The organism is Variovorax sp. YR752, from assembly GCF_943372545.1.
Genome location: NZ_CALRZC010000280.1, coordinates 1 through 9,590 on the forward strand (window position 1 = coordinate 1; position 9,590 = coordinate 9,590).

Annotated in this window: 10 protein-coding genes; 5 read left to right on the top strand and 5 right to left on the bottom strand. The window is 67.4% G+C overall.

Features of this window, described 5'->3' with window-relative positions:
- On the top strand, positions 1-413 hold a 413-nt coding region (locus AAG801_RS36940; protein WP_341892897.1), incomplete at its 5' end, for a tripartite tricarboxylate transporter substrate-binding protein.
- A 48-nt stretch (positions 414-461) separates the two neighbouring features.
- Here the strand turns inward: AAG801_RS36940 and AAG801_RS36945 are convergent.
- A complete protein-coding gene (locus tag AAG801_RS36945) occupies positions 462-1,103 on the bottom strand; it encodes a hypothetical protein (RefSeq protein WP_341892898.1) in 642 nt (213 codons plus the stop codon).
- A gap of 200 nt (positions 1,104-1,303) precedes the next feature.
- Here AAG801_RS36945 and AAG801_RS36950 point away from each other — a divergent pair, with 200 nt between their 5' ends.
- Both AAG801_RS36950 and AAG801_RS36955 read left to right on the top strand, forming a co-directional pair.
- Complete coding sequence (locus AAG801_RS36950) at positions 1,304-1,561, top strand: hypothetical protein (protein ID WP_341892899.1); 258 nt, start codon at positions 1,304-1,306, stop codon at positions 1,559-1,561.
- Positions 1,546-1,992 (top strand): hypothetical protein, encoded by a 447-nt coding sequence (locus AAG801_RS36955; protein WP_341892900.1) that lies wholly within the window; start codon positions 1,546-1,548, stop codon positions 1,990-1,992. Before AAG801_RS36950 ends, AAG801_RS36955 begins: the two co-directional genes overlap by 16 nt.
- A gap of 13 nt (positions 1,993-2,005) precedes the next feature.
- Here the strand turns inward: AAG801_RS36955 and AAG801_RS36960 are convergent, their stop codons facing one another.
- The 4 genes from AAG801_RS36960 to AAG801_RS36975 are packed head-to-tail and all read right to left on the bottom strand — an operon-like array spanning position 2,006 to position 6,018.
- Positions 2,006-3,229 carry an ROK family transcriptional regulator gene (locus AAG801_RS36960; RefSeq protein ID WP_341892901.1) on the bottom strand — a complete coding sequence of 408 codons (1,224 nt, stop codon included), beginning with the start codon at positions 3,227-3,229 and terminating at the stop codon, positions 2,006-2,008.
- Entirely contained in the window at positions 3,222-4,019 is a 798-nt protein-coding gene (locus AAG801_RS36965) for an ATP-binding cassette domain-containing protein (protein ID WP_341892902.1), read from the bottom strand. The genes AAG801_RS36960 and AAG801_RS36965 overlap by 8 nt, the downstream gene beginning before the upstream one ends.
- A complete protein-coding gene (locus AAG801_RS36970; RefSeq protein WP_101493748.1) occupies positions 4,019-4,978 on the bottom strand; it encodes an ABC transporter permease in 960 nt (319 codons plus the stop codon). The genes AAG801_RS36965 and AAG801_RS36970 overlap by 1 nt, the downstream gene beginning before the upstream one ends.
- Positions 4,979-5,004: 26 nt before the next feature.
- Positions 5,005-6,018 (bottom strand): sugar ABC transporter substrate-binding protein, encoded by a 1,014-nt coding sequence (locus AAG801_RS36975; protein WP_101493749.1) that lies wholly within the window; start codon positions 6,016-6,018, stop codon positions 5,005-5,007.
- 454 nt (positions 6,019-6,472) lie between these two features.
- Here AAG801_RS36975 and aspT (AAG801_RS36980) point away from each other — a divergent pair, with 454 nt between their 5' ends.
- Both aspT (AAG801_RS36980) and aspT (AAG801_RS36985) read left to right on the top strand, forming a co-directional pair.
- Positions 6,473-8,161 carry an aspartate-alanine antiporter gene (gene aspT, locus AAG801_RS36980; RefSeq protein ID WP_341892903.1) on the top strand — a complete coding sequence of 563 codons (1,689 nt, stop codon included), beginning with the start codon at positions 6,473-6,475 and terminating at the stop codon, positions 8,159-8,161.
- A gap of 73 nt (positions 8,162-8,234) precedes the next feature.
- Positions 8,235-9,590, top strand: a 1,356-nt coding sequence (aspT, locus tag AAG801_RS36985) for an aspartate-alanine antiporter (protein ID WP_341892904.1), incomplete at its 3' end; no start/stop codon positions are given.

The following is a 9,590-nucleotide window of genomic DNA, read 5'->3' on the forward strand; positions in this document are numbered from 1 at the left end:
AGGGAAGCCCGCTGGCCGACGTGATGGCCGGCCAGATGCCGCTGGCCTTCGAGCCGGCCACCACCGCGATCCCGCTGGTCAAGAGCGGCAAGCTGCGCGCCTTGGCCGTCACCAGCAGGAAGCGCAGCGCCGCACTGCCCGACGTGCCCGCCGTGGCCGAATTGCTGCCCGGCTACGACGGCGACGGCTGGCAGGGCTTCTACGTGCCGGCCGCAACGCCCAAGGACATCGTCGCGCGCTTCAACACCGAAATCGTGAAGGTGCTCAAACAACCCGACGTACAGCGCCGGCTGATCGACCTGGGCCTGCAGCCGGTGGGCAGCACGATCGACGAATTCGCCAAAGTCTCGCGCGACGAATACGCCAAGTGGGGAAAGATCGCGAAGTCGAACAACATACGCATCGACAGCTGAGGGCGTCAGGCGTCAAGCGTCAGGTGCCATCGCCCTTCGGGGCAGGCCTCAGGTCGATGTGCGCGACAGGGTCGCCAGCTTGTTTTTCGCGCTCTGCAGAAGGCCGACCTTCTCAACGGGCAGCTGCGCCTTCGTGTCCCCGAGCTTGATGATCTCGAGCGCCGCGGGTTTCGGCATGAGTGCATCGCGCGGCGTGAGGCCGTTGAATTTCGCGTTCGATATGACGTGCACCTTCAGGTGACGGTGGATGTTCTTCGAGAGCTTCTTGCAGGCGGCGCCCAGGGTGGCTTCGTCGGGAATCGACTGGCCGTGCACGACGAGCAGCTCCAGGGTGCCGTCTTCGTCCTCTGCGAGCACGAAAGCGCGCACGACCGAGGCCTTGAACTTGCCGCGCAGCATCGCGCGGACCGGCTCGGCCGCGGCGAACGACTTGAGCGCGATGTTGCGCAGCTCGTCGTGGAAGATGAAGGCGCGGTCGATCGAGAAGGTCTCGGCCTCCTCCGCCTTGGGCTTGTGGCGCTTCAGGATGCCACTGCCGACGAGGTGCTCCAGCGTGCGTTCCACATCGGCCGTGTCGAGCTTCGAGCGATGGGCCAGCTCGCTGGAAGACAAGGGTTGGTCGGGCGCCGCGTAGGCGACCATCAAGAGCTTTTGCACCTCGGGGGCGAAAAGAAAATCTGCAGCACTCATTTCGCGGTTCTCTACTTCTCTACGTCTGTGGGGTTCTCTACAAGCGGGTTGCATTATCGAGAGCCCCCCTGCTTCCCGTGCGATGCGGCTTTCTCCACGGCGTTTTCGCGGCGGATTCCGTCACCGCGCATGGCGCCGGCCTACAGCGGCGCCCGGTGCGCGCCGGTAAGAACGGCTGAACACGACAAGGAGCTTCAGCCATGGACCTGGAACAGACGATCGACGAGATCAAGCAAGTGGATGCCGCGCGCGCCGACTACCCCGGCGAACACCTCGTCGTGCTCGGCGCCGGCGTGCTGCTGTTGCTGGCCGCGGGCCGCAGCCGGTCGTTCCTGATGCGGATCGTCGCGGGCGCCGCCGGCGGCGCGCTGATCGGCCGGGCCGCGAGCGGCACCGGCGGCATCGCGAAGCTGGCCGGCGTATTGCAGAACGGAGGCCTGGCATGGCCGCGGCGCTGACCTCGCAGGCCCACCCGCCTGCATCCGACCCGCGGCGATACTGGGCCCCTTGCCTGGGCGTGGCATTGGTGGCGATGTCGCTCTTCTATGTGACCTTGAAAGACCTGGTGCAAGAGAGCGCGGCGCGCGCCGCGGTCTTGACCACGGCAGTCGTTCCGGTCGAGCCCGACAGATCGGCCGCCCGCGAAACGTTGCCGGATGCGGCGCCAAGCGCATCCTCAGCACCCGTCACCCTGACGAACACGAACTTCGAGCCTCCGGTGATCGCCCCCGAAACGCCGGCCGCCAAGTCCGTGCCTGCCGTCGTCGAGGTGCACAAGTGCGTCATGCCGGAGGGCGATGCGGCCTACTCCGACGGGCCATGCCCCGAGGGCGCACGCGCGAGCACGCTGCGATTCCCGCGCGACCTGCACGCCTCGGCGAACTTGTGAGTTGGGGAGCGGCTCAGGCCGCCTTCAGAAACACATCGTGATCCGGCGCGAAATTGGCGTGCAGCGGCAACATCGCGCCGCCGAGCGCACAGGCCTGCGCCCCCGCCCGCCCGCCGTGCAGCCGCGGCGACCACAGGCCTTCCCAGTTGCACTGCGCGAGCGCCGCGCGGGTCTGCACCAGCAGCGCGTCGAGCAGCGCGCGTGACATCGAACCGTCCATCACCACGTCGGCCAGGTCGAGCACGGCCGTGCTGCTGACGATGGCATGCGCCAACGCGCGCGATGCGCTGCCGAGCCAGGCCTGCGTGGCCGCGGCGAACGGCGCTTCGAGCGCGCGGTCGTCGTACGCGGCCGTAGCGTCGAGGCCTTCGGCGCGCAGGCGCTGCTCGAGCTCCCACAGCGACGCCTCGGCCACCACCTGCGTCGACACGCCTTCGGAGGGCTTCTCCGTGCGCATCGGGATCGACGCGAGCGCGCCCGCGTTGCCGTGCGCGCCGGTGTGCAGGTGCGAGTTGATGACCAGCCCGCCGCCCACGAAGGTGTCGACGAAGATGTACAGAAAGCTCTTGAGGTCGTGCCCGCGCCCGGTGACGAGCTCGGCCACGCAGGCGGCTACGGTGTCGCGCGCGAAGCCCACGGGCACGTCGGTGCGCGCGCGCACCTCGGTCAGCAGGTCCATCTGGTTCCACTCGTCCGACTGTGCCTTCGACAGCCCCAGCGTGCGGTGCCAGCCACCGAGCTGGAACGGCGCCGCCAGCCCCGCGCCCACGTTGCGCGCGGCCAGCGGCCCGAGCCCGTCGCGCAGCCGGTGGATGTGCTCGGCGATCACCGGCAGCAGCGCCTCGGCATCCGGGAACTCGTAGCGGATCGCGTGGTGCTCGCGCACCTGCGCCGTGAAGTCGATCAGCAGCCACTCGGCCCCGCGCCGCCCGAGCTTGACGCCGATGGCGAAGGCGCCGTCGGGGTTGAGCGCCAGCGGCACCGAGGGCTGGCCGATGCGCCCGCGCACACGGCTTTGCTTGACGATGAGGCCGTCGTCCTCGAGCCGCGCGGTGATGAGGCCGATGGTCTGCGCGCTCAGCCCCGTGAGCCGCGCGAGGTCGGCCTTGGGCAGGCTGGTGTGCACGCGCAGCGCCTGCAGCACCACGCGCTCGTTGAACTGGCGCATGCCCACCTGGTTGGAGCCGCGCGGACGCAGCAAGACCGACGGGAGTTCGAGGGCATCGGGATCAGGCATGCGCCTCCGCGGGCAACTGGTCGGCAGTCATCGCGCCAGTCATCACGGCCACGGTGTCGCTCATGCTGATCTTTCGGGGGTTGAGAACGGCGGCGCGGCGCCCGAGGCGTGCCACGTGGATGCGGTCGGCCACCTCGAACACGTGGGGCATGTTGTGGCTGATGAGCACCACGGGCAGGCCGCGCTCGCGCACGCGGCGGATGAGTTCGAGCACCATGTTGCCCTCTTTCACGCCGAGTGCGGCGGTGGGCTCGTCCATGATGACCACGTGCCGCGCGAAGGCCGCGCTGCGCGCCACGGCCACGCACTGGCGCTGGCCGCCCGAGAGCGTTTCGACCGCCTGCGTCATCGACTGGATGCCGACCTTCAGGTCGGCCATGCGCGCCGTGCTTTCGAGCAGCATCTTCTTCTTGTCGAGCATGCGCAGCACGTTGCCCATGAAGCCGGGGCGGCGCAGTTCGCGGCCGAGAAAAAGGTTCTCGTAGATGGTCATGGCGGGCGCCACCGCGAGGTCTTGATAGACCGTCTCGATGCCGGCGCGGCGCGCGTCGAGCGGGTTGCGAAAGTGCACCGGCGCACCATCGAGCAGGATCTGACCCTCGTCGGGCACGATGGCACCCGACAGCGCCTTGATGAGCGACGACTTGCCCGCGCCGTTGTCGCCGATCACCGCGAGGATCTCGCCTTCGCGCAGTTCGAAGTCGACGCCGTCGAGCGCGGTGACCTGGCCGTAGCGCTTCACCAGGCCCTTGGCCTGCATGACGATCTTGGGAGTTGCGACAGCATTCATCAGCGGGCTCCCTTGCGCGAGAGCTGATCGGCCGCCACCGCCAGGATCACCAGCACGCCCGTCACCAACACCTGGTAGATCGACGACACGCCCATGAGCGTGAGCCCGTTGCGGAACACGCCCACGATGAGCACGCCGATCAGCGAGCCCAGCACGATGCCGCGCCCACCGAACAGGCTGGTGCCGCCGAGCACCACGGCCGTGATGGCATCGAGGTTCTCGGTCTGGCCCGCGTTCGGGTCGCCCACGCCGGTGCGCGCCACCGACAGCAGCGAGGCGATGCCGTAGAACACGCCCGCCGCCACGTACACGCCCAGCAGCACGCGCTGCGTGGGAATGCCCACCAACCGCGTGGCTTCGGCGTTGTTGCCGACCGCGTAGATGTGCCGGCCGGATGCGGTCTCGCGCAGCACGAACCACGCGAGCACATACAGCGCCACCATCAGCACCGAGCCCCACGCCACCTCGGCGCTGCCGATGGTGAAGGTGGTGCCCAGGCCCGTGAGGCCGGCGGGCAGGTCGGTGATCGTTTGCGACGACGAATACAGCTGCGTGATCGCGAACGCGATGTTCAGCGTGCCCAGCGTCACGATGAACGGCGGCAGCTTGATGCGCGTGACCAGCAAGCCGTTGAGCAGGCCGAACAGCGTCGTCACGCCGATGCCGCACAGGATGGCCAGCGGCACCGGCATGCCGAGCTCGGTCGCGAACTTGCTCATGACGATGCTGCCCAGCGCCATCACCATGCCACACGACAGGTCGATGCCGGCCGTGAGGATGATCAGCGTCTGGCCGATGGCGATCACGCCCACCACCATCACCTGCTGCAGGATCAGCGACAGGTTGCCGCCCGTGAGAAAACGGTCGGACTGCGTCGCAAAGAAGATGCATGCGCCCAGCAGGGCCAGCCACGGCCCGAGGGCGCCCCACGGGATGTGGTGCGTTGGAGATTTCGCCATCGATGTGTACTCCCGGGACGACCTGTTTACTTCTTGCCCCAGCACAGCTCGGTGCCGGTCTTGGTGTCCTTGCTCTCGACGCCGGCCACGCTCTTGCCGGCGATGAGCGTCACGCCGGTGTCGACGTAGCCCGAGGCCTTCTTGCCGGTCTTGGCGAACTCGACGCCCGCGGCCACGCCCATCGCGGCCATCTTCAGCGGGTACTGCTGCGAGGTCGCGGCAATGACGCCGGCGGCCGTGTCCTTGATGCCCTGGCAGCCGCCGTCGACCGAGACGATCATCACGCCCTTCTCCTTGCCCGCGCGCTTGAGCGCGTTGTAGGCACCGGCCGCGGCGGGCTCGTTGATGGTGTAGACCAGATTCACGTCGGGCGCCTTCTGCAGGCAGTTTTCCATCACCGTCTGCGCCTTGGCCTGGTCACCGAAGCTGTCGGCCATGCAGACGATTTCGGGCGCCTTCGACAGCTCGTTCGACTTGGCATCGTTGGCCGCCAGCCCAAAGCCCTTCATGAAACCGTTGTGGCGCTGCGCGCCCACCGGGTGGCCCGGCAGCAGGTCGAGCGCGACGATCCTGGGCGTCTTGCCGGCCATCGCGGCCTTGGCGTATTCGCCGATGAGTACGCCGGCCGTGTAGTTGTTGGTGGCAAAGAGCGCATCGGTCGCGTCCGGCGGATCGGCCGGGCTGTCGAGCGCGATCACCATGATGCCCTTGTCGCGCGCCTTCTTGATCGCCGGCACGATGGCCTTGGCGTCGCTCGGCGTGATGAGGATGGTCTTGGCACCCGCGGCAATCATGTTTTCCATCGCCGTGATCTGGCCCGCGTTGTCGCCGTCGGCCTTGCCCGCGCCCGACAGCAGCTTGGCGCCGAGCTTCTTGGCCTCTTCCTGCGCGCCCTCCTTCATCTTCACGAAGAACGGATTGGTCTCGGTCTTGGTGACCAGGCCGATGACCGGTTCGCCGGCGGCCAGGGCCGTGGAGGCAGTGGAAGCGGCCAGGGCCAGAACGGCCAGGGCGGGAACGAAACGCGGGCTGATGAACATGGGGGTGTCTCCTTCAGGGGGCGAGGCGCTCAGCGCCTGCCGTGCTTGCTGTGGAACCGGATGCCTTGCCTGCAAACAAGCGGAAAGACATCCGAACGCGAAGGGGACTATCGAGCAGGCGACCGACTAAATCAAGTCAGTTTAGTTATCGAAAACCCGAGGGCGGCAGCGGGTGACCTTGAGCGGTTGATTGCGCTGCAGCGGGCGATTTGTAATTCAAATTAACTCATTTCAATTGCCGCGACAGCTATTCTTTTCAAATTTTGACAATTGTCCTAATTGTTGATTTATCGTAACCACCGATGCGAAAAATCATCAATCTGTGGAATGCAGAGCAAAGTTCGCGCTTCGGCCTGATGCCCGGAAAGCGTTGATGCCAATGGATTCAGTGCTCTGTTTTTCATTCCACACCGCCGGCCAAGTTGAATAAATAAACCCGGAGGAATTGCGGCAGATGCTCAGCCATTTCGTGGAAATACTCCGAAACAATCCGGAAATCGCCTTGTTTCTGGTGCTGGGCATTGGCTACGCGGTTGGCCAGATCCGCTTCGGGCCGATCCAGCTCGGCGGCATCTGCGGCACGCTGATTGCCGCGCTGGTCGTCGGCCAGTTGGGCATCCGGCTCGACGACAGCGTGAAGAACGTGTTCTTCATGCTCTTCATCTTTGCGCTCGGCTACGCGGGCGGCCCGCAGTTCTTTGCCAACCTCGACGCCAAGGGCCTGCGGCTGGGCCTGCTGTGTCTGGTCGAAGTGGTGGTGGTGCTCGCGCTGGTGCTCGGCGCGACCGTGCTGCTGTCGCTCGACCGCGGCACGGCCGCCGGGCTGATGGCGGGCGCAGCCACCGAATCGGCCGTGGTGGGCACTGCGACCGACGCGATCTCGAAGCTCTCGCTGTCGGCCGCTGACATCACGCAGCTGCAGGCCAACGTGGTCACGGCCTATTCGATCACCTACGTGTTCGGGCTGATCGCCATCGTGGTGGTCACGAGCCAGGTGTTTCCGCTGCTGCTGCGCGTCGACCTGCGCGCGGAAGCCGACAAGCTCTGGAAGACCATGGGCGGCGGCGCCGACGACCCGGACGCCGCCAGCGCCACGCCCGAGATGGTCGGGCGCGTGTTCCGCGTCACCGTGGGGCGGGGCCGCTCGCTCGGCGAACTGACGTCGATCCTCGGACGGCAGGCCAGCATCGAGCGCGTGGTGCGCGACGGCCAGACCCTCGCGGTCGCGCCCGACCTGCACTTGCGCGTGGGCGACCGCGTGCTCGCCATCGGCCGGCGCAGCGCACTCGTCAACGTGGGCGAGCTGCTGGGCCCCGAGTTCGCCGACACCGCCGCGTTCGACACCGTGGTCGAAACCACCGAGGTCGTCGCCAACCGCCGCGAATGGTTCGGCCGCGGGCTGCGCATGCTGGAAAACGAGTTGCCGTCCGCCGTGCAGGTGATCGGCGTGGCGCGCGACGGCCACGCCATGCCACTGCTCAACGACCTGACGCTGCAGCGCGGCGATGTGCTCCAGCTCTACGGCCCCGCACCCGAGGTGGCAAGCGCCATCGCGCAGATCGGCGACCGCGTGATCGCCTCCACGCGCAGCAACATCAGCTTCGCTGCCGCGGGCATTTTGCTGGGCGTGTTCATCGGCGGCTTCAGCGCAAAGATCGGCGGCATTCCGTTTTCACTCGGCACCGGCGGCGGCGCGCTGCTCACGGGGCTGGCCTTCGGCTGGTACCAGTCGAAGCACCCGCACCGCCTGAGCGTGCCGGCCGACGCGCTGGCGCTCATGAAGGACCTGGGCCTGGCCACCTTCATCGCCTGCGTGGGCCTGGCCTCGGGGCCGCAGGCGCTGGCGCTGATCCAGAAGTTCGGCATTGCGCTGCCGCTGGTGGGCATCGCCGTGGCGGTGGTGCCGGCCAGCATCTCGCTGTTCGTCGGCCACCGCCTGCTCAAGCTCGAAGCACCGGTGCTGCTGGGCGCCATCGCCGGCCAGCAGTGCAGCACACCCGCGCTCAGCGCCGTGCAGAACGCCGCGGGCAACGCCACGCCGCTGCTGGGCTACACGATCACCTACGCCATCTCGAACGTCGTGCTGCCGTTGATGGGCCCGCTGATCGTGGCCCTGTCCGGACTGGTGCAGCACGCGAAATAAGACAACGCCCCGAGACGCTCCACGCCCTTCTCTTCTCTCTTCTTCCCATTGATGCCCTGAAAGGACTTCCCCTATGGAATGGCTGCACGAACTCTTCAAGAAATCGCCCGAGATGGCGCTCTTCCTCTCGCTGGCCGTCGGCTACTGGATCGGCAAGCTCAAGTTCGGCAAGTTCCAGCTCGGCGGCGTCGCCGGCTCGCTGCTGGTGGCGGTGATCGTCAGCCAGGTCGGCGTGCAGATCGACGGCGGCGTGAAGGCCGTGCTGTTCGCGCTGTTCATCTACGCCGTCGGCTTCGAGAGCGGGCCGCAGTTCTTCAGCTCGCTCGGCAAGCAATCGATCAAGGAAATCATCCTGGCCGCCGTGATGGCAGCCACCGGCCTCGCGACCGTGGTGGTCATGGCCAGGCTGTTCGGGCTCGACAAGGGCCTGGCAGCGGGCGTGGCGGCCGGCGGCCTCACGCAGAGCGCCATCATCGGCACGGCGGGCGACGCCATCGGCAAGCTCGGCCTGGCGGCAGCGGAGACCGCGCGGCTGCAGGGCAACGTGGCGATCGGCTATGCCGTGACCTACGTGTTCGGCTCCTTCGGCGCGATCATCGTGTGCGTCAACATCCTGCCCAGGCTCATGGGCCGCAGCATCCGCGACGACGCGATTGCCGCCGAGACCGCGATGCAGGCCGGCGTGAAGGTGCTCGGCCCCGACCAGCAGGAAGCCGCGCCCCCACTGGTCGGCCGCATCTACCAGCTGACGAGCGACCCGCAGCGCACCGTGGCCGACATCGAGAACGCCGACCCGGCGACCACCATCACCATCGAGCGCGTGAAGCGCGACGGCAAGTTCGTCGAGGTCAGCCCCACGCTCGTGCTGCGCCAGGGCGACCAGGTGCTCACCGTCGGCCGGCGCGACGCCGTGGTGGCGAGCGCCCCGCTGCTGGGCAAAGAAGTCGATGCGATCGACGGCATGGAGCTCACCATGCACAAGCGCGAGATCGTGCTCACCAACAAGGACTTCGGCGACAAGACCGTCGACCAGATCCGCCAGGCCACCGCCGGCGGTGTGCGCCACGGCATCTTCGTGGTGCAACTCAGCCGCATGGGCCAGGTGCTGCCGATGCAGCCCGACACCGTCGTGCAGGTGGGCGACCTGGTGTCGATCTTCGGCGCCGAACAGGACGTGAAGCGCGTGGCCGCTCTCGTCGGCGACGTGATCGTGCCCAGCGCCAAGACCGACTTCGTCTACCTTGGCGCAGGCCTGGTGGTGGGCCTGTTGATCGGCCTGCTGAGCGTGAAGATCGGCGCCATTCCGCTGACGCTCGGCGCCGGTGGCGGTGCGCTGCTGTCGGGCCTGCTGTTCGGCTGGTACCGCGCGAAGAAGCAGACCTTCGGCGCGCTGCCGCCGAGTGCGGTGCAGCTGCTGAAAGACCTGGGC

What these genes read in the sequence shown, in the direction of transcription:
- AAG801_RS36965 (WP_341892902.1), bottom strand. Translation starts at nt 4,019, where the DNA reads ATGAATGCTGTCGCAACTCCCAAGATCGTCATGCAGGCCAAGGGCCTG.
- AAG801_RS36975 (WP_101493749.1), bottom strand. Translation starts at nt 6,018, where the DNA reads ATGTTCATCAGCCCGCGTTTCGTTCCCGCCCTGGCCGTTCTGGCCCTG.
- AAG801_RS36970 (WP_101493748.1), bottom strand. Translation starts at nt 4,978, where the DNA reads ATGGCGAAATCTCCAACGCACCACATCCCGTGGGGCGCCCTCGGGCCG.
- AAG801_RS36950 (WP_341892899.1), top strand. Translation starts at nt 1,304, where the DNA reads ATGGACCTGGAACAGACGATCGACGAGATCAAGCAAGTGGATGCCGCG.
- AAG801_RS36955 (WP_341892900.1), top strand. Translation starts at nt 1,546, where the DNA reads ATGGCCGCGGCGCTGACCTCGCAGGCCCACCCGCCTGCATCCGACCCG.
- aspT (WP_341892903.1), top strand. Translation starts at nt 6,473, where the DNA reads ATGCTCAGCCATTTCGTGGAAATACTCCGAAACAATCCGGAAATCGCC.
- AAG801_RS36960 (WP_341892901.1), bottom strand. Translation starts at nt 3,229, where the DNA reads ATGCCTGATCCCGATGCCCTCGAACTCCCGTCGGTCTTGCTGCGTCCG.
- AAG801_RS36945 (WP_341892898.1), bottom strand. Translation starts at nt 1,103, where the DNA reads ATGAGTGCTGCAGATTTTCTTTTCGCCCCCGAGGTGCAAAAGCTCTTG.